This is a genomic window from Halobellus marinus (assembly GCF_032113415.1).
Lineage (GTDB): Archaea > Halobacteriota > Halobacteria > Halobacteriales > Haloferacaceae > Haloquadratum > Haloquadratum marinus.
Window position 1 is genome coordinate 969149 of the sequence record NZ_CP134946.1, and the last position, 18223, is coordinate 987371.

16 protein-coding genes are annotated in these 18223 nt (G+C 66.2%); 8 read left to right on the forward strand and 8 right to left on the reverse strand.

Features of this window, described 5'->3' with window-relative positions; genetic code table 11:
- From RJT37_RS04915 to RJT37_RS04930, 4 genes are all read left to right on the forward strand, one after another.
- Entirely contained in the window at positions 1-1611 is a 1611-nt protein-coding gene (locus RJT37_RS04915; RefSeq protein ID WP_313689859.1) for an LVIVD repeat-containing protein, read from the forward strand.
- A gap of 162 nt (positions 1612-1773) precedes the next feature.
- Complete coding sequence (locus tag RJT37_RS04920; protein ID WP_311170542.1) at positions 1774-2106, forward strand: NifU family protein; 333 nt, start codon at positions 1774-1776, stop codon at positions 2104-2106.
- Between the two features lie 93 nt (positions 2107-2199).
- A complete protein-coding gene (locus tag RJT37_RS04925) occupies positions 2200-3174 on the forward strand; it encodes a DUF5787 family protein (RefSeq protein ID WP_313689861.1) in 975 nt (324 codons plus the stop codon).
- Positions 3175-3272: 98 nt separating this feature from the next.
- Complete coding sequence (locus RJT37_RS04930) at positions 3273-3803, forward strand: DoxX family protein (protein WP_313688284.1); 531 nt, start codon at positions 3273-3275, stop codon at positions 3801-3803.
- A 162-nt stretch (positions 3804-3965) separates the two neighbouring features.
- On the opposite strand, the gene RJT37_RS04935 is transcribed toward RJT37_RS04930, so the two are convergent.
- The 3 genes from RJT37_RS04935 to RJT37_RS04945 form a co-directional block, all read right to left on the reverse strand.
- Positions 3966-4790: an MBL fold metallo-hydrolase gene (locus RJT37_RS04935; protein WP_313688286.1), complete on the reverse strand. Its 825-nt coding sequence runs from the start codon at positions 4788-4790 to the stop codon at positions 3966-3968.
- Between the two features lie 160 nt (positions 4791-4950).
- Positions 4951-6309: an ATP-binding protein gene (locus tag RJT37_RS04940; protein ID WP_313688287.1), complete on the reverse strand. Its 1359-nt coding sequence runs from the start codon at positions 6307-6309 to the stop codon at positions 4951-4953.
- Positions 6310-6440: 131 nt separating this feature from the next.
- Complete coding sequence (locus tag RJT37_RS04945) at positions 6441-7529, reverse strand: HNH endonuclease (protein WP_313688289.1); 1089 nt, start codon at positions 7527-7529, stop codon at positions 6441-6443.
- A 150-nt stretch (positions 7530-7679) separates the two neighbouring features.
- Here RJT37_RS04945 and RJT37_RS04950 point away from each other — a divergent pair, with 150 nt between their 5' ends.
- Positions 7680-8162 carry a hypothetical protein gene (locus RJT37_RS04950; RefSeq protein ID WP_313688291.1) on the forward strand — a complete coding sequence of 161 codons (483 nt, stop codon included), beginning with the start codon at positions 7680-7682 and terminating at the stop codon, positions 8160-8162.
- Between the two features lie 78 nt (positions 8163-8240).
- On the opposite strand, the gene RJT37_RS04955 is transcribed toward RJT37_RS04950, so the two are convergent.
- From RJT37_RS04955 to RJT37_RS04965, 3 genes are all read right to left on the reverse strand, one after another.
- A complete protein-coding gene (locus tag RJT37_RS04955; RefSeq protein ID WP_313688293.1) occupies positions 8241-9473 on the reverse strand; it encodes an FHA domain-containing serine/threonine-protein kinase in 1233 nt (410 codons plus the stop codon).
- Between the two features lie 6 nt (positions 9474-9479).
- On the reverse strand, positions 9480-9656 hold the full coding sequence (locus tag RJT37_RS04960) for a hypothetical protein (protein ID WP_313688295.1): 177 nt from the start codon (positions 9654-9656) through the stop codon (positions 9480-9482).
- A gap of 196 nt (positions 9657-9852) precedes the next feature.
- Entirely contained in the window at positions 9853-10812 is a 960-nt protein-coding gene (locus tag RJT37_RS04965; protein ID WP_313688297.1) for a M48 family metallopeptidase, read from the reverse strand.
- A gap of 260 nt (positions 10813-11072) precedes the next feature.
- On the opposite strand from RJT37_RS04965, the gene RJT37_RS04970 reads away from it, so the two are divergent.
- The 3 genes from RJT37_RS04970 (at position 11073) to RJT37_RS04980 (ending at position 14032) form a co-directional block, all read left to right on the forward strand.
- Positions 11073-11438: a hypothetical protein gene (locus RJT37_RS04970; protein ID WP_313688299.1), complete on the forward strand. Its 366-nt coding sequence runs from the start codon at positions 11073-11075 to the stop codon at positions 11436-11438.
- Positions 11435-12793 carry a hypothetical protein gene (locus RJT37_RS04975; protein ID WP_313688301.1) on the forward strand — a complete coding sequence of 453 codons (1359 nt, stop codon included), beginning with the start codon at positions 11435-11437 and terminating at the stop codon, positions 12791-12793. The genes RJT37_RS04970 and RJT37_RS04975 overlap by 4 nt, the downstream gene beginning before the upstream one ends.
- 105 nt (positions 12794-12898) lie before the next feature.
- The gene (locus tag RJT37_RS04980) at positions 12899-14032 is read left to right on the forward strand and encodes a thiolase family protein (RefSeq protein WP_313688303.1); all 1134 of its coding nucleotides are present in this window, start codon (positions 12899-12901) and stop codon (positions 14030-14032) included.
- 102 nt (positions 14033-14134) lie between these two features.
- Here the strand turns inward: RJT37_RS04980 and RJT37_RS04985 are convergent, their stop codons facing one another.
- A complete protein-coding gene (locus RJT37_RS04985; RefSeq protein ID WP_313688305.1) occupies positions 14135-16003 on the reverse strand; it encodes a cation:proton antiporter domain-containing protein in 1869 nt (622 codons plus the stop codon).
- A 132-nt stretch (positions 16004-16135) separates the two neighbouring features.
- Positions 16136-18115 carry an AMP-dependent synthetase/ligase gene (locus RJT37_RS04990; protein ID WP_313688306.1) on the reverse strand — a complete coding sequence of 660 codons (1980 nt, stop codon included), beginning with the start codon at positions 18113-18115 and terminating at the stop codon, positions 16136-16138.
- Positions 18116-18223 lie beyond the last annotated feature (108 nt).

Below are 18223 nucleotides of genomic sequence, written 5' to 3' on the forward strand. Positions count from 1 at the left end.
ATGCGACGTCGCGAGTTCTTCCGTACCGGCGCCGGCCTCCTCGGCAGCGCCGTCGCCGTCGGCCTCGGCGGGTCGCTCGTTTCCGCTCCGACCGCCGCACACCCGGGCCCGTACGAACCGTATGGCTCGATCGACGTCGAGGGCGCCAAGGAGGCGGTCGTCGCACCGGACGGCGAGACCGCCTATCTCGCGACGACGACCGGCTACGCCGCCGTCGACGTCTCGGTGCCGGACCGCCCACGGCTGCTCGCGGACGTCCGTGAACCGCTGGCGGACCGCGACGGCGGCCCGCTCCGTGGCATCTTCGACGTCAAACTCGACGCGACGGACCCGACGACGCTCGTCGTCGCCGGCCCGGCAAACCCGCTGTCGGGGGCGATCTCGGGCTTCCTCGTCGTCGACGTTTCCGATCCCGAATCCCCCACGGAGCAAGCGTTCCACGAGACGCCGTTTCCGATCCACAACTGCTTCGTCCGCGACGGGGTCGCCTACCTCACCGGCAACGACGGCGGTCGCAATCCGCTCGTCGTCCGCGATATCGAGAGCGGCGCGGAACTGGGCCGGTGGTCCGTGATCGACGCCGACGAGACCTGGGACGAGGTGGCGAGTCGGCTCCGCAGCATCCACGACGTCTACGTCCACGGATCGACCGCGTTCGTGGCCCTGTGGGACGCCGGCACCTGGATCCTCGACGTCTCCGACCCCGCATCGCCGACCGTGCTGGGAACCGTCGACGCCCCCGATCCCTCGTCGCTCGCGGAACTCGCCGCGGAGGCGGCCCGCCGGGAGGCTACACTCCCGCCCCGGAACCACCACTACGTCGCGACCGACCCGTCAGGAACGCTTCTCGGGGTCGGCCGCGAAACGTGGGCGCTGCGGCCGGCGGCGTCGGACGCGACGAGCACCGCGACCCCGAAGGAGGGCGACGTGGGTGGCGCAACCGACACCACACCGACGCCAGCCCCGAGGACTGCGGCCACCGCGACCGCGACCGCGTCATCCGAGTACGTCGGCGGCCCCTCCGGGATCGATCTCTGGGATGTCGCCGACCCCGCTGATCCGGTCCCGCTGGCGACGATTCCCGCGCCGCCGTCGCCGGATCCGACGTACGGCGGCGTCTGGACCACCGCGCACAACTTCGAGCTCACCGATAGCGTGCTCTACTCCTCGTGGTATCAGGGCGGGGTCAAGCGGCACGACATCTCCGAGCCATCGGCCCCGCGGGAACTGTCGTGGTGGCGCGATCCCGACGTGGCCCGCTTTTGGACTGCACGGCTGGCCCGCCCCGGGGAACGCGAGGGGTTCTTCGTCGCCAGCAGTATGGGCGTCGGCGACGGCCCGGCGCGGCTGTACACGTTCCCCGATCACGCGGGCCAGCAGGCGGATCCGCCGGGAATACTCCCCGAGCGGACGGCGACGCCGGCCACCGAGGTCTCGACGACTGCCAGTGAGGAGACGACGTCAGACGACGCGGGAGCGACAGCCGACGCCACAGAGGCCGCGACCGACGATCCGGGGGTCGACATCGGCGCGCCCGGGTTCGGCGCGACCGCTGCCGTCGCCGGCTTTTCGCTGGCGGCGTGGCGGCTGCTGCGTCGAAGCCGAGAGTAGCGGACGGGCGGCGCGTCGATCGGTCGCTCTCGTGGTTCTCCGAATCGAGATCCTCACTTCCCGCGTCAACTTCCCTGTATAACCGTGACACACTTTTCTCGACGCCGGAACGCCGCGAGTGCAACCGCAAGCTTCCAAAGCGTCGGCCTCGTACTGGATACAATGAGCGACTCCGAGGAACCACTCCGGCGGCGCATCGAGACGTGGATGGCCGGCCAGATGCCGATCATTCAGATGCACGGCGGCGAGAGCGTCGTCCGGAAGGCCGACCCCGACACCGGGGAGGTCGTCGTCGAACTCGGCGGCGCCTGCGCCGGCTGCGGCATCTCGAATATCACCGCCGACAACATCAAGTCGGACCTGATTATGGACTTCGAGGAAGTCACCGAGGTCCGCGTGAAGGTGCCGAGTTCCGGCGACCACGGGAGTAGCACCGTCGAGGGCGGCCGCGGCGGCGAACTCCAGTACGGCACCGAGGACCCGGGCCACTTCTGATCCTTCCGGCCGTGCCTGCCCGAGGATAGTCGGCGCCGTAAGCCCCGACGAGTCGCTTTTGTCTGCCGACGTCTATGTCCGGACGTGGTCGACATCGACGCGCCCCGGGAGTTCGCCTTCGAACTCGCGCTCTGTTCCCACCTCGAAGCGACGACCGAGTGGGTCGTGAGCCGACAACTCGGCGCGACCGTCGACCGCGCGGGGCGACGGATCGTCGACGTCGTCGGCGTGATTCCCGGGCCCGCATTCGACCGTCGAGCGGAGATCACCGACCGATCTGTCCCGATCCGCGCGATCGAGAGCGACGTCGGCGCCGGCGAGGCGGTTCCCCGGAACCGGGTGCTCACCGAGATGGCCTCAGAAACACGTGATGCCGTCGTCGACGCCGCCGTCGACGCGGGCTTTTTCGCCACGGAGCGGCGCGAGGGTCGAGAGTACGTCCGCCAGACGACGCGGTACCCCGACGAGTGGTTCGGCCGGCTGATCGGCATCGAGAACAAACCTGATCTCGGCGACCCGGGTGCGCTGGACCGTCAGCTCCGGACCGACGTCTCTCTGGGCCTGTTCGATGCCGTCGTGCTGGCGACGGAGAGTCACGTCACGCGCGCGCACCTCAATCGCATCCCTGCGGCGGTCGGCGTCTGGCAGTTCGACCCCGAAACGGGGACACGGGAGGAAATCAGGCCGCCGGCGTCGCTGTCGCCCGACGAACCGGGGATCGAACTCGTTGCCGAGCGGCCCCTCCGGACCGACGTTCGCCCCGTCACTGCGGCCGGGAAGGCACGCGCCCGGCGACGGATCGCCGAGCGCGCCTACGGCAAAGGGTGGCGGACGTACGACTTCCCGGCGTGTGCACACGCCGAAGCGACCGACGACGGCCGCCCGTACTGTGCGCAGTTCGATCGCGTCGTCGACCCGGCGCGAACGTGCGGCGACGACTGCGACGCCTTCGATCCCGCCGAACCACCGGACGTTTCGACCGGAACGCTCCGCGACGAGCGGAGCACCTGGCGGCGGGATCCCTCCGGCGTGCGACGGCGACAGTCTGGGTTAGACCGGTTTACATAACGCGACTCAGGTTCGAGTACGCTTTTCCAAACTCCTGAGAATCGGCTCGATATTATACGGGGGTGAGCTCCAGAGATTCATCTGTGAGGTGACCGACGATGGCAACATCAACGCAAGCGGTGTTCGATAACCCGCTCGACTTCGACCTGCAGGGGACGCTCGCAGGCTACTGGGTCGCCGTCCTCCGTGTGATCACCGGGTACTGGTTCCTTCACGCGGGGCTGACCAAGTTCGCTTTCGTCTCGGGCGAACCGTTCAGCGCGCAGGGCTACCTCGTCAACGCGGGCGCGTCCAGTCCTATCCAGGGCTTTCTCGTCTGGGCCGGCCAGACGCCGTGGATGCTGGAGTTCACCAACTTCATGATCCCGATCGGCGAGACGCTCATCGGCCTGGGGCTCATCGTCGGTGCCCTGGTCCGGTTGGCGAGCTTCTTCGGGGCGTTCCTGATGGTGTTCTTCTACCTCGGGAACGCCTCGTGGGCGCACGGCTTCGTCAACGGTGACCTCCTGGGTCTGATGATGTTCGTGACGCTGGGCGTCCTCGGGGCAGGCCGCGTGCTCGGCCTGGACGCGATCATAGAGAAGACCGAACTCGGGAAAAAGCGCATCGCGAAGTACATCCTCGGTTGAGGCTGCCGGCCCGGACGTCCCCAAACTCCGGCCGGCCGAGTGAACCACTGATACTGGTTCCTCTCACTTTTCACCGCCGAGCGCCGCTACCGGGGGCAGCGCTCGGCGGGAAGAGACGAGAGTAACCAGTATGACGATCGACTTTTCGGCGGACCCGAATCCTTAGATCGTGTAGCGCTCGCCGTCGACGGCGAGCGGTTCCGCGAACGCCTCCTCGGCGGGGTAGAAGTGGGCCGTGTGGACGATCCGCGTCTCCGACGCCGAGAGGTCGGCAGCGAGCGCGAGTGCGCCCTCTCGCGTCATATGCTTCGTCCCGAAGGTCCGCGGGACGCCGTCGTCGTCGTGGTGTTTGCCGCCGAGCGGATGGTGTTCACACAGCGCGGCCGGGACGATCCCGTCGGCGAGAAGCAGGTCCGGGTCCGCCAGTTCCTCCCGCGATCGGTCGGGGAGTCCGTAGGAAGTATCGCCCGACAGCGACAGCTTTGCGCCCGTCTTCGGATCCTCGATCGCGAGCCCATAGCAGAGCAGCGGCGGGTGATCGACGGGGACGAGCGTCACCTCCAGCCCGCAGACCTCGAAGGGCTCGAAGGGCGTCTGCGGGTGGACCGACACCTGGTCGAGGTAGTCGTACTTCCGCTCGATCGTCCCGGCGACGCTCTCGGAAGTCGCCGGGTCGGTCTCGTTTGCGGCGTAGACGGGCAGGTCGTCGAACAGCCGGTAGGCGTTGCCGAGGCCGTCGAGGTGATCGAAGTGGATGTGCGAGACGATCCCCGCGTCCGGCAACGGCACCGACTGCGTGAGAAACTGGTGGCGGAAGTCGGGGCTGAAGTCCACGAGCAGCGACTCGCCGGTTCGCTCGTTCTCGACGTGGACCGAAAACCGGGTGCGCTCGACGCCGCGGCGACGTGCCTCGACGCAGGTGTCGCAGTCGCAGCCGACGGTCGGCGTCCCGGTCGTATCGCCCGTCCCGAGCAGGGTGACCTGCATCATCGGTCGTTGGGAACGCCGTCGGAATATACTGTCGTGTCACGCCGACGTGCTCGCCGTTCGCGGCGTGTACCGTTGGGCGTCTCCGCCCAGTCAGTGGTCGTGAGCGTGGCTGTCTCCGCCCAGTCAGTGGTCGTGAGCGTGGCTGTCTCCGCTCCGATCAGTGATCGTGCGCGTGGTCGTGGGAGTGGCTGTCACCGTCGGCGACCAACTGTTCGCCGTCGGACATCATATCCATATTCTTGAGGTTGTCCCGCTCCTCGAAGTCTTCGACGGCGTCGACGATGTCCTCCTGGGTCAGGGTCGTCCGCTCTTCGGTCAGCGCCTCCAGGACGGCCTCCCGGAGGACCATCCGGAGGTCGGAGCCGGTGAGTCCTTCGGTCAGTTCGGCCACCGCTCCGGGATCGAACTCGGCGATGTCCATCCGCCGCGTGATGATCCGGAGGATGTCAGCGCGCATATCGCGGTCGGGCTTCGGGAAGTTCACGATCTCGTCGAAGCGACGCCACGCCGCCGAATCGAGCTGATCGGGGTGGTTGGTCGCGCCGATGAGGATCACCTCGTCGCGGATCAGGGAGATGTCGTCGATGCTCTTCAACAGTGTGTTGACCGCACGCTTCAGCGCCGCGTGCTCGTCGGAGCGCCGCGTCTTCGCGACGGAGTCGAACTCGTCGATGAAGAGGATACACGGCGAGAGCCGCTTTGCGACCTCGAAGGTCTTCTCGACGTTCTTGGCGGTCTCCCCGAGGTACTGGCTCGTGATCATCGAGAGCTTCACCTCGACGAACGGGAGTCCGAGTTCGTGGGCGAGCGCGCGGGAGACTGTTGTTTTCCCCGTCCCCGGCGGGCCCACGAAGAGGATCTTCCCGATCTCGCGGAGGCCGATCCCCGCGAGGTACTCGCGGTGTTCGATCGCCTTCATCAGCTTCTGGATCTCGCCTTCCTGATCCGAGGTCAACACGAGATCTTCGAGTGTCATCTCGATCTCCTCGGGCGCGCGCACCTGCACGAGATCGAGCATCTCGGCGTCCTCCTCGGCGTCGAAATACTCCTCCAGCAGGCTGTCGATCCAGACGCGGTCGGCCTGGATCGGGCGGGTGTGATCCCGCGCCTCCTCGTGGGTCACGTCGACCGATTCGCGGTCCTCCACGGTCGCTGCGATCGTGGGGTTCGTCGCCAGCCGCTCGCGGTCGGCGCGGTCGAGATACCACTCGATGGCCATATCGGCCTGTGTGATAGAGAGGCGGCCGGAGAACTCCTCGCGCTGGGTGAAAAGCAGGTCCGAGACGGCATCCCAGGGGTGTTCGACGCCGGTCGCCTTCCGCGCGACGTCGTCGGTGACGACGAGCGGCCGCTCGATATCGACGACGCCCGATTCCTCGTCGTCGCCGTCGGACGGGTCAGTCCAGAAGACCCGGCGGTACCGCGGCGGGAGGTCGTTCTCGTCCAGATCACGGTCTTCCGTGTAGAGATGGGCCGTGAGGAGGAACTCGACGACTTCGAGAGCCCGATTACTCATCCCAAAGAGGTTGCCGACCTACTCGCATAAGCGCGTCGAAACGCGTTGCGGGGGCGGGAGACCCAACCGTGCCATCGTCACACCGCAGGTTCCGAGGGAGAGCACCACCGTGTGCACCCCTCCTCACCGACTCAGAGCAGAAGCACGACCGCGTGCAGCGCCCCGACGACCAGATAGGGAACGAACAGATAGCCACCCACGGCCCCGAGCCGTCGCCGGAGCGTGAACAGTTTCGGCTTTCGGTAGTGATGTGGGCGGATCGTCCCGTCGATCCGGTGCCACAGCCGGTCCGAGAGCGCGGCCACCGACCACCGGAGCACGTACGCGAGGCTCAGTGCAGCGATGAGGCCGCCCGCGAACACGTAGAACCACGCCGCCGACGGTCCCAGCGAGGTGCTGGCAGCGACTGCGGAAATCAGACCGTCGAGGAGCGGCCCGGCCAGAACGAACAGGAAAGCGGCGATGACGGCCGTTCCGAGCCGCCGCCAGAGACCGTGAATATGTCGATAGGGGCTCTCGAACAGCCACCACTCCTTCCGGTTTGCCGCCTCGCGGGTCGTGCCGAACTTCCGCGTCTTCTTCGTCCCGGAGAGGAGCGCGCGGTCGCGCTGTGCGACCAGCCGTTCGACGCTCGTTCCGATGATGCGGCCGTCCGTCGAGATCAACCGTTTCTCAACGCCATCGTCGTCGTCCGCCGCGTACACGAGTCCCGTACAGGGGGCACACAGCACGCCGAACTTCTCGGCGGGGTTCTCGTAGGACCCGCGGTCGGCGAAATCGATGTTGGGGTAGACGTAGAAGCGTTCGCCGTCGGACTTCGGGTCGCCACACCGTTCGCAGTAGTCCGATTCTGTCCGGTCGAGATAGGAGTCGAGCGGTTCCCGTTCGTTCTTCGAGTTGACGTACGCGACGGAGCCGTCCGCCGTGGCCGGCGGATAGATCCGGGCGTACCCGCGGATCGCGTCGAACGTGTCGTTGTCGGGATGCTGGACGCCGTGACAGGGCCGACAGAGGGTCACCAGGTTCGACTCGTCGTTCGAGCCACCGTCGGAGACCTTTTCGATGTGGTGGACCTGCAGCACGCGCCCCTCGTCGCCGGCGTGTGGGCCGCTCTGGTGCCCGCACCGCTGGCACGTGTAGTCGTCGCGCCGGAGGATCTGCTTCCGCGTCTCGTCCCAGTTCGGGCCGTATCGTTTGACTTCCGATAAGGTTCGTCCCATCGTGTGTTGCTCCCGTCGAGGGGTTCGTCCGTCGGTTGCGCTGCCCGCGGTATAGGCACTCGCATATTCCGGAGTCGGAATCGATGACGTGAGGGAAACGGGCTCCGTTGGTGTGAAGCTTTACAGCAGTGTACCGTGTGAGCCGACAGTATGGACGAGTTCCGCGGCTGGGAGTTTCTGATCCAGGAGACGGTCAACAGAGAGCGGATGATCCGACTCCCCGAACAGGTCCGGGAGACCGTCGCCGTCAACCACCTGACCAAAGGGCCGTCGATCTGCTGGAGCATCGAGGACGAAAACCGATATATCGTGCTCTCGGAGTCGTCGCTTGAAAAGGACGCCTACACCAACATCGGGATCTACAAGATATACGACATCGACGACGTCGACGAACCCGGCGGTCGGATCCGTCCGCCCAAAGAGATCTCGTCGGTCTGGGCCGCCGACCCGCAGGTCGGCGAGCGCGTCTTCTATCTCACCCACGAGCGGATGTGCCGCGGGCCAAAGCCCAGCGTCTATCTCCTCTCGGAGGCGCAGGTCCTGGATCTCCTGCCGAATCGGGCGAGTAACGAAAGAACGGGAGCGATCACCGACTCGCTGTTCGAGGTTCCCGGGTTCGACGGGGCGGAGTAGGGGAGAGTCACCGACTGTCGCATCATTATCAGTCCGTGACTCGAACGCGGCGGAATCACACCGTCCGGGTGTAGTCCGTCAGTTCTCACCCTGGAAGATGAACCACGTCTGCTTGTCGTAGCTCGGATCGACTAAAGCGAAGGTGTCGCCGGGTTCGAGCCGCTTCGTGTCAGTCGTCGCCTCGACGTCCCGCCCCTTGCTTCGGTACGTCTGTCTGCCGTTCGGCGAGAGGATCTCCACCCAGTCACCGTCCTCGTAATAGTAGGTGCCGTTCGTGCTCTCGTCTTCGAGCACCCACGAGCCAGTGGCGTTCCGGGTGATCCGGCAGTGGACGCGGGAGACGAACGTGTCATCGTTCGGATCCGTGATCGAGATGCTGGTCTTCGGCGGGTCGTCGCGGCCGATCGTGTCGCCGTCTTCGATGTCGTAAGCGTGGTCGGCCCCGACGTGGTACAGCGTCGCCGTCTGCGGCGGCGTGGGGTCTTTCCGTCCCAGCGCGTTCTTCAGCGCGGTCGCGCTGCTGTACCGTTCTGTCGGATCGCTCGCGGTCGCCCGCGCGACGATTTCGTCGAGATACTGGGGACAGGAGGCGCCGAAATTGCTCGGCCTGAGACCGTTGCTCTCTAACTTCGCCGTCGTCATCATATAGAACAGCGTCTTTCCGAGAGAGTAAACGTCGCTCCAGGGTCCCTGGTCGCTGTCGATCCCGCTCGGAAGCACTTCCGGAGGTTTGAACGCTGCGTCACCCAAGAATTCTGATTCGGTATCGTCAGCGTCAACACCGTCACCTGCCCGTGAGAGACCGGAGACGTCGATCTGTTTTGCCGTCGTGAAGTCGATGATCGTCGGCGTGCGCTGACCATCCAGCAGGACGTTGTCGGGCTTCAGGTCGCGGTAGACGATCTCGTGCTGGTGGAGGAACGACATCGCATCGCAGATGTCGATCCCGATGTCGCGCGCTTCGTCGGCGCCGAACCCCGATCGATCTTCGACGATTTCGCCGAGTTCGTCACCGCCGACGAAGTCCACGACGAGGATCACGTCCCCGTTGTTGGCGACGCTGTCCTTGAAGTTCATCAGATTCGGGTGGCCGCCGACCTGCCTGATCTCCTTGAGCGCCTGCAACTCGCGGTTGACGTACTTGTCGAGGATCGCCTCACTGACCTGGTCGTGGCGGGGAATCTTCAGCGCGACCTCCTCGCCTGTCGTCTGATCCTCGGCCCGCCACACGCGACCGAACCCGCCTTTGTCGACGAACTCCTCGAGCCGATAGGTGCCGATGACCGCTCCCTTCTTCGGTTCCGTACTCATAGTTGGTTAGTTGAATTGACCTTCGTCCGGCACGATGGTCGACGTCTGCTCGACCTCGTCGCCTCCTGTCGGCGCGTCCGCCGTCGAGAGAGTGGTTCGCGCGTTGCGCTCACGCCACTTCGCGGTGAGGCCGGTATTTCGCTGCTGCAGGCGATCGAGCGCAAAATTCATACTCGTTGTCATATGTGGACCTTCTCTCCGGATCTCATAATTTTTGGGGGACCACGGGGCGATCTTCAGGATTCCATCCGGGGGGCCGTCGCTCCCGTGCCAGCACCGAGGACGATCGCGTCGCCGGGTGCCACTCTCCGCTCTGCTGACAGCCGTCACCGCTGTACTTCGTGCGGCTGCGGCACTCGTCGACGTCGGTGCAGTGGGGCTACTTGTCGATATCGCCGTGCGTCTTCTCGACGTAGCGGATCCGCTTTTCGATCGGCGGATGGTCCGAACGTAACCGGGCGAGCACTCCATCGCTCTCGCCGTGGATACACAGCGACTGCGGCACGTCCAGGTCTCCGGGATCGTGGTCGCCGTCAGCGATCGATTCGAGCGCGCCGATCATCGCCCCCGGGGAGGTTGCCTCGGCCGCCTCCGCGTCGGCGATGTATTCCCGGTGTCGCGAAATCGAGTTCTCCGCGAGGCCGATCGGACTGCAGACGAGGTTCGACCGTCTGTGCGCCTTCGCCCACAGCGCCTGTTCCTCTGTCGGCGTCAGGACGACGCCTCGCCGTTCGTACATCCACGACTTGAGGGCGAACCCGAACCACGTCCAAAAGCGGACCACGGTCAGCTTGATCGCCGAGAGCAGTGTCATCGCCGTCGAATCCCGGTTGTCGAGATGCGCGAGTTCGTGGGCGACGACGGCGTTCAGCTCTGCCGGGTTCTGGAGGGTCGTCAGCAACCCGTCGTAGACGACCACGTGCCCCTTCGTTCGCCGGCCGACCGCCAGCGCGTTAGCGATCGGTGCCGGATGGACGTAGAGAGCGGGCGGTTCCATCCCGCGCCGCTCGGACTCCTCCTCGACGAAATCGAGCAAGTCGCCGAATTCCGGGCTGTCCTCGGGGGTCACTCGTTCGGCGTCGGCCAGAATCTGCGCGAGCATCCGTCGGTAGCCCCGATACGCGACGAACAGGATCACGGCCGAGACGAGGAGGAGCGTCAGGAGCCATCCGAGCGATCCGTACGCACTCACGAGGAAGAACGCGGGGAGCAAAAACAGGAGGCTCCCGAAGAAGTACAGTACAAACAGAAACCCGAGTCCCGACAGCAGGATCCGTGCCCGTCGAACCGGATATTTGACCGACGGGAGCGTCTCCGACAAGCCATCTTTTGTTGTCATCTTCCGGGTAACATTCACGCACACCCCGACTTAATCCTGCTGGGTGGTCCGGTCGCGGCGCTGTCCCCCGAACTGTCCGGACAGATCGATTGAGCGTCCCGGGGGGTGATGGACTTTGGTCGTTCCGGGGCGTCTCTGCCGGAGTGCGATTACGATCCTGTAACTGATCGATTCAGTGTACTCGACCACGAATCCGCATCCGCATACATATAAGTAATTTGATAGGTATTAGGTGGTTGCCACCCGTCGGTTGTGGTGTGATGTCCGAGACAACTCCCGAGGTGGGGACCTCAGTCCTCGACGACGCGGAACTGCTCCGAAAAGCGACGGGCGCGGCGAACGGCCGGAAGTTCAGTCTGCTGTTCGAGGAGGGGTGGCAGTCGACGGCCGTCCGGGAGGCGTACGGCCGCCCGCGGGATGCACGGCTGGCGCTCGTCAACCACCTCCTGTGGTGGGCGCGGCACGACGTCGGCCAGGTCTGGCGGCTGTTCGAGCAGTCGGCGCTCTGTCCGGACACGCTCGCAGCCTACCGGGAGTACTTCCTCGATCTCGTACGTGCCGCACGGTCCCGGCTTGGCGAGGAGTGTTACGATCCGAACTACGCGAACGGTGGTGAGACGCAATGACCGGACACCGCCCCGGGAACGACGCCGGCAGTCGCTCGGCTCGTGACAGCCGGACCCGCCGATCGTATCTCGCGGGAATCGCTGCCGGAATCGGCCTGGTTTCAGGCTGCCTTTCCGGCGCTGGCGGGAACGGGAGCGCTGGCGACGGGAACGCATCGAGTGAGCCCTCTCACGACGGTGAAGATGCCAGCGGACTCTCCGCGGACGACGTGCCGGAATTCAGCGTCGACGAGTCGGCGCAACCTGCGCCGATGCTCCTGGCGGCCGCGATCCCCGACGCGGAACCGCTCACATTCCTCGATACGTTCACCGTGGAACTCGCAGTCGGCAACGTCGGCGGCGCGACAATAACGGGGCAGACGACCACGGTGGCCGCGTCGGTTCAGAGCGACTCGGCGGATTCGCTTCACGACTCGGTCTCGGAACCCGATCCCGTCGCCGTCGAACTCCCCGATATCGCCGTCGGGGAGTGGGAACGGGTCGAGGTCGGACTGCGAGTCAACGCTGGCACGACCTGGACGATCACCGCCGACGCCCGCGAACATCCCGCGTTCGATCCCTCCTTTGAGGTGAATCCGAGACGGCTGGCGGCCGGCGATACCGTGGCCTCGGACGTCGGCGGATTCGAGATCACGGCGCTGGAATCCCGATTCGAGCGCGCACTCCACTACCGGACCGAGGAGGGCGGCGTCGGCCTCCTGCCGAAGGACGCGACGGGACTGCTGTCCGCGAGCGACGGTCACGTACTCGCCCTCCACCGATTCCGCGTGGCGAACAAGAGCGACCGCTCGCTCGGCTTCGGGCAGGTGATCGCGGACAACGCGTTTACCGACGCGGGAATCCGTGCTGATCCCGGCGCCACCGTCACGGCAGAGGCGATGCGGGACTCGCTTGAGACGCTCGTCCTCGACGGCGGGGTTCCCTTCGGCGACAACACAATCGCCGCCGGTGAAAGCGCGGTTCTCGTTGCCATCCAGGAACTGCCTCCCACGGAGATCCCGGATTCGACTCTCACGCTATCGCTGTGGGGAGAGACCGAGGACGTTCGCTTCGAGGCCGTCGACGATACCCCGCCGCTTCCCGACTTCGAGTTGGTCGATGCAACGATCTCTGCGCAGGGCGGAGCGGATCCGACGATCGAGGTGACAGTCGAAAACGTCGGCGACGCGCCGGGGACGTTCCGCGGGGGCCTGCAGTTCTACGAGACCAGGCCGACAGCGTCCGACTGGGTGTACCTGCCCGAGGGGATCGCGGTGACGATCGACCCCGGCGAGCGGGTCACGGAGTCGGTCTCCGCAACTCGCGGCGACGAGCGGTTCCGCGTCACACCTTTCGAGCGGGAACTCTCTGTCTAGCACGATTGCGGGAACCGTCGTGTTACCGCTTGGCGCACAGGATCGACCCGGCGGGATCGCTCCGTTGCCTCTCCATTTATACGGCCGCGCGTTCCATCGCCCGATATGCCGACACCAGTCATCGCCGCCGCCTACCGCACGCCGTTCGGGAAGGCCGGCGGGGTCTTTGCGGACGTCAGAAGTGAAGATCTCTCGGTCACACTCGTCGATCACATCCTCTCGGAGACCGGCGTCGGGAGCGACGACGTCGAGGACCTCCAGTGGGGCGTCGCCCAGCAGCGCGGGCAGCAGGACAACAACGTCGCTCGCGTGATCGCCCTCCTGTCGGAGTTGGGCGAGAGCGTCCCGGCGACGACGATCAACCGCTGGTGTGCCTCGTCGATGCAGGCGATCGTCTCCGCCGCCGACGCCGTCGCCGCGGGGAACCGCGAGTGCATCATCGCCGGCGGCGTCGAGAGTATGAGCCGGGTCCCGATGGACGGCGACTCCTACCAGCACCTCCACCCGGACCTCTCGGAGCAGTACAACGTCTTCCAGCTACAGATGGGGATGACGGCCGAGAAGGTGGCCGAGGAGTACGACGTCTCGCGGGAGGCCCAAGACGAGTACGCACTCCAGTCCCACCAGCGGGCCGCCGCCGCGACCGAGTCGGGCCGCTTCGACGACGAGATCGTCCCCGTCGAGACCGACGCGGGGCCGATTACCGAGGACGAGGGTATCCGCCCCGACACCACCCTCGAAGCACTCGCTGGCCTCGATCCGGCCTTTACGGGCGATGGGACCGTCACCGCCGGCAACTCCTCGCAGGTCACGGACGGCGCAGCCGCGACGCTCGTGACCTCGAAAGCGTTCGCCGAGGACCGCGGCCTCGACATCCTCGCGGAGGTCGGCACCAACGCCGTCGCCGGAGTCGATCCGACCGTGATGGGCATCGGCCCGGTTCCGGCGACGCGGCGTCTGCTCGAACGCGCGGGGACGAGTATCGACGATTACGGGCTGGTCGAACTCAACGAGGCGTTCGCCAGCCAGTGTGTCTACGCGCGGCGGGAGCTCGGCGTCGATCCCGATCGCTACAACGTCAACGGCGGCGCGATCGCGATCGGCCACCCGCTCGGCGCGTCGGGGGCGCGGTTACCCGTGACACTGATTCACGAGATGCAAAAGCGGGACATAGACCGCGGCCTCGCGACGCTCTGTGTCGGATTCGGACAGGGCGAGGCGATCGAGTTCCTGCGGTAAAAACTCGCGTCCCACCGGCCCTCACTGAGTACTCTCACTGTTTCCCGCCGAGCGCACCCCCCGGTAACGGCGCGCTGCGAGAGGAGACGAGCGTACCCGGTATCACATATCGGGGTGGACGAACTCGATCGCTTCCCGGACCTCCTCGCGGCCGCCGATGATCGTGATCCGGTCGCCCCGCTCCAGTGTCAGATCCGAATCGGGCACCTGCGTTTCGCCGTTCCGCTGGACGAGCGCGATCAGGCAGTCGTCCGGGAGCCGGTCGCCGATCTCGTCGATCGTCTTGCCGATCAGCTTCTCGGCGGTGACCTCGATCTCCTGGATGTCGCCGGAGTGGCCGATCTCGCCCATCCAGTCCATCATCGACGGGCGCTCGATGTAGTTGTCCATCGCCTGTGCCGTCGCCAGCGACGCCGAGATCGCCCGGACGCCGAGTTCCTCGAACGCCTCGGTGTTGTCCGGCTGGTTCACCCGCGAGAGGATCGTCTCCGGGTCGAACTTCGACCGGGCCAGCTGTGAGACCAGCAGGTTCACGTCGTCGTCGCCGGTCGCGCCGACCACGATCCGGGCGTTCTCGGCGCCGGCCGAGCGCAACACGTCTGTGTCGGTGCCGTCCCCCTGGTGGACGGTGAACCCGGCGTTTCGTGCGTTTTCGACGTTTTCTTCTCGTTTTTCGACGATAACGACGTTCTCTCCGCGGCCTTCGAGGCGTTCGGCGAGCGTTCGGCCCACTCGTCCGCCTCCGATGATGAGTATGCGCATTGGGATGATGTCGAGGTATTCTGCGATCTGTCGAGCGAAGCCACCTTCCAGCACGACCGTCACGAGGATGACGAGAAAGACCGTCCCGACGAGCAGATCTGCCGACCCCGGCTGCCCCGCGCTCCGGAGTTCGATGGCGAACAGGGTCGCGACGGACGCGGGGATGATCCCCCGTGGCCCGACGAGGCTCATAAACCACTTCTCGCCGGTCGTGAAGCGATCTCCCGTCGCCGACACGAACACCAGGATCGGGCGGAGCACGAGTGCGACGACGCCGGCGACGAGGAGCCCCCGGAGGCCGATCGTCCGGAGGATGTCGAACCGCAGAAGCGCCGCGAGGGCGATGAAGACGAACGACAGGACGATGAGGGTGATATCGCCCTTGAACGCGGAGATATCCTCCTCGTAGGGAACGTCCAGATTTCCCAGGAGGATGCCCGCGGTCGCCACGGCGGCGATCCCCGCCTCGGTCGCGATGGTGTCGGCGGCACCGTAGGCGACGAGCGCGCCTGCGAGCACGAGCAACCGGGCGTTCCGCGGGGCGTTCCCCGGCGAGAGATCGATGTACCGGAGCGCGTAAAACAGGATCGCGGCGACGACGCCACCCACGACGACGCCGATGCCGAGCCGTTCCGCGAAAAGCGGCACCAGCGCAACCGGATCGTCCAGGCCGACGCGGATCGCCTCGAAGATGACAATAGCGAGGATCGCCGCCGTCACGTCGTTGACGATCCCCTCGGTCTCCAGTGCCGCCTCCACTCGATCTCGGGTCGGGACGACCGCGAGGATCGGCGTGACGACCGTCGGCCCGGTCGCAACCAGAAGCGCGCCGATGAGAAAGGCGACGTCCCACTGCGCGCCGAGCAGGAAGTGCACCGCGACGCTAGTGCCGACGAACGCGATGGCGGCGCCGATCGTGACGAGTTTTACCGTCTCCTTCGGCGCCTCGCGGAGTTTGTCGATGTGCAGGTGAAACGCCCCCTCGAAAACGATGATCGCCACCGAGAGCCCGACGATGGCACCTAAGGCGTTGCCGAAGGAGTCCGGCCCGACGATCCCCAGCATTTCCGGGCCGAGGATGATCCCCGCGGCGATGAGGAACACGACGCTCGGCACCTGAAAACGGTCCGCGAGGACCTGCGCGACGACGCCGATCCCGATGATCGCGGCCACGATGGGGATGAGGTTCGCTCCGCTTTCGGCTGCCACTATGGGCCCTCCATACGTTGATTTGACAACTGCGAAGGGCTATAAATCCCCAGATTCCGGTCGGACTTTCGCCATCCGTCTAGTGGCACACTTCGGGAACGAATATTCGGAACCCTGAACGGATGTAACATTCTACTGGTTCGACGGCGCCTCCGCCCCCTCGTACAGCGACGCAACCGCCTCGTCGTATCGATCCAGGATCCGGTCCCGCCGCTTTTTCATCGTCGGCGTCAGCGTGTCGTCATCCGTCGAAAACGGTTCCGGGACGAGGCGGAACCGTTTGATTTGTTCGTGGGACTCCAGTTCGTCGTTGGCGGCGTCGACCGCGCGTTCGACGCGCGCCCGGACCCGCTCGTCCCGACAGAGCGCGGTCCGGTCGTCCGGCAGGTCGATCCCCTCGCCGGCGGCCCACTCGCGAAGGCCGTCGACGTCGGGCACGACCAGGGCGGCGACGAACTTTCGCCCGTCGCCGACGACGAGACACGATTCGACCACCGGGCTGGCGGCGACGGCGTCCTCGATCGGGCCGGGCGCGACGTTCTTGCCCGTCGAGAGGACGAGAAGCCGCTTTGCCCGCTCGCGAAAGACGAGATACCCGTCCGGTCGCTGTTCGACGACGTCGCCCGTCCGGAACCACCCGTCGTCGGTGAACGCCGCGGCAGTCTCCTCCGGGCGGTTCCAGTACCCGTCGAAGACGTTCGGCCCGCGGACGAGCAGTTCGCCGACCTCGCCGTCGTCGCTCGCCATCTGTGCTGTCGTTGCCGTCGAATCGAGGCGGACGTCGACGTCGTAGAGTGGCGGCCCGATAGTGCCGATCGCTGGCGCCGCGGGCGGATTTGCGGCGAGCACGGGCGCCGTCTCCGTGAGCCCGTAGCCTTCCAGGATCGGCAGCCCCATCGCGTGATACAGGCGGCACAGTTCCGGGGAGAGACTCCCGCCGCCGCTGATGAGCAACTCGATCCGGCCGCCGAGGGCTTCCCGCACCTGTGAGAAGACGAGCCGATCCGCGAGACGGTACTTCCCGGTCAGTAGCCGTCCGGGGTCGTCCGTCGCCTGATAGGTCCGCCCGACGTCGACGGCCCACTCGAAGAGCCGCCGTTTCACCGGCGACTCCCGGGCCGCGGCGCGGACCGCGTCGTAGAGTTTCTCGTAGACCCGCGGGACGCTGGTTCCGACCGTCGGCCGGACGGTCCGGAAATCGTCCCGGAGCGTGTCGGGGTTCTCCGCGTAGGCGACGGTTGCACCGGCGGCGAAGATCAGAAAGTGCCCGACCAGCCGCTCGAAGACGTGTGCCAGCGGGAGAAAGGAAAGCGTCGTCGAGTCCGGGGAGAGGCCCGTGATCGGGCTCTCCGGGCGATCGCTGAACCGCCTGTAGCACTGCCCGACGTTCGCCCGGAAGTTCCCGTGGGTGAGTTCGACGCCCTTCGGGCGGCCGGTCGTCCCGGAGGTGTAGATGAGGGAGGCGGGATCGTCGGGGGCGCGCGCATCGAGCCACGACTCGTACGCCGCCTCCTCGAACACGTCCGTCCCGCGTTCGTACACCGCCGCGAGGGAATAGATGTCGTCCCTGTCGCGAGCAGCCCCGGCCATCCCGCTGCCGTCGGGGATCTCGTCTATCACGACCACGAAGTCGAGATCGAGCGCGTCCTCGACGGCGAGCACCCGCGAGAGCAGTTCGGCGTTCTCGACGACGACGCCCGATGCGCCCGGATCCGAGAGGAGGTACTCCACTTGCGACTCCGAAGAGGAGGGGTAAACCGTCGTGACGACCGTCCCCGCTGCGAGGAGCGCGAAGTCGGTCTGCGCCCACTCCAGTCGGGTATTCGCGAGGATGCCCACCCGATCGTCGGCGCCGGCGCCGATCGCGCGGAACCCGGCGGCGAGTCGGCGGACGATCTCGCGCATCTCGGCGAACGTTAGGTCGGCGTATCCGCCGTCCGGCGCGGCGGGAACGACGTCCGCAGCGGCCAGCGAGCGGTCGTAGATCCCGCCCTTGTATCGCTGCGCGACGGCGTCGGCGTGCCGCGTCGCAGCCGCCTCGAACAGCCGCGAGACGGTCGGTTCGGTCACCGGCTCGTAATCGAGTGTCGCCTCCGCCGTCCGCCAGTCCATAGCGGCACGACACGCCGAGCCGATTTAATTTCTCGGGCGCAGGGGACCTCCCAGCACGCGGGCGAGTCGGCCACCGAAACCGGAACACGGATCGACTGTGAGTCCGGA

Coding starts and splice junctions, on each gene's coding strand:
- RJT37_RS04915 (WP_313689859.1), top strand. CDS start 1: ATGCGACGTCGCGAGTTCTTCCGTACCGGCGCCGGCCTCCTCGGCAGC.
- RJT37_RS04920 (WP_311170542.1), top strand. CDS start 1,774: ATGAGCGACTCCGAGGAACCACTCCGGCGGCGCATCGAGACGTGGATG.
- RJT37_RS04930 (WP_313688284.1), top strand. CDS start 3,273: ATGGCAACATCAACGCAAGCGGTGTTCGATAACCCGCTCGACTTCGAC.
- RJT37_RS04935 (WP_313688286.1), bottom strand. CDS start 4,790: ATGCAGGTCACCCTGCTCGGGACGGGCGATACGACCGGGACGCCGACC.
- RJT37_RS04940 (WP_313688287.1), bottom strand. CDS start 6,309: ATGAGTAATCGGGCTCTCGAAGTCGTCGAGTTCCTCCTCACGGCCCAT.
- RJT37_RS04945 (WP_313688289.1), bottom strand. CDS start 7,529: ATGGGACGAACCTTATCGGAAGTCAAACGATACGGCCCGAACTGGGAC.
- RJT37_RS04950 (WP_313688291.1), top strand. CDS start 7,680: ATGGACGAGTTCCGCGGCTGGGAGTTTCTGATCCAGGAGACGGTCAAC.
- RJT37_RS04955 (WP_313688293.1), bottom strand. CDS start 9,473: ATGAGTACGGAACCGAAGAAGGGAGCGGTCATCGGCACCTATCGGCTC.
- RJT37_RS04960 (WP_313688295.1), bottom strand. CDS start 9,656: ATGACAACGAGTATGAATTTTGCGCTCGATCGCCTGCAGCAGCGAAAT.
- RJT37_RS04965 (WP_313688297.1), bottom strand. CDS start 10,812: ATGACAACAAAAGATGGCTTGTCGGAGACGCTCCCGTCGGTCAAATAT.
- RJT37_RS04970 (WP_313688299.1), top strand. CDS start 11,073: ATGTCCGAGACAACTCCCGAGGTGGGGACCTCAGTCCTCGACGACGCG.
- RJT37_RS04975 (WP_313688301.1), top strand. CDS start 11,435: ATGACCGGACACCGCCCCGGGAACGACGCCGGCAGTCGCTCGGCTCGT.
- RJT37_RS04980 (WP_313688303.1), top strand. CDS start 12,899: ATGCCGACACCAGTCATCGCCGCCGCCTACCGCACGCCGTTCGGGAAG.
- RJT37_RS04990 (WP_313688306.1), bottom strand. CDS start 18,115: ATGGACTGGCGGACGGCGGAGGCGACACTCGATTACGAGCCGGTGACC.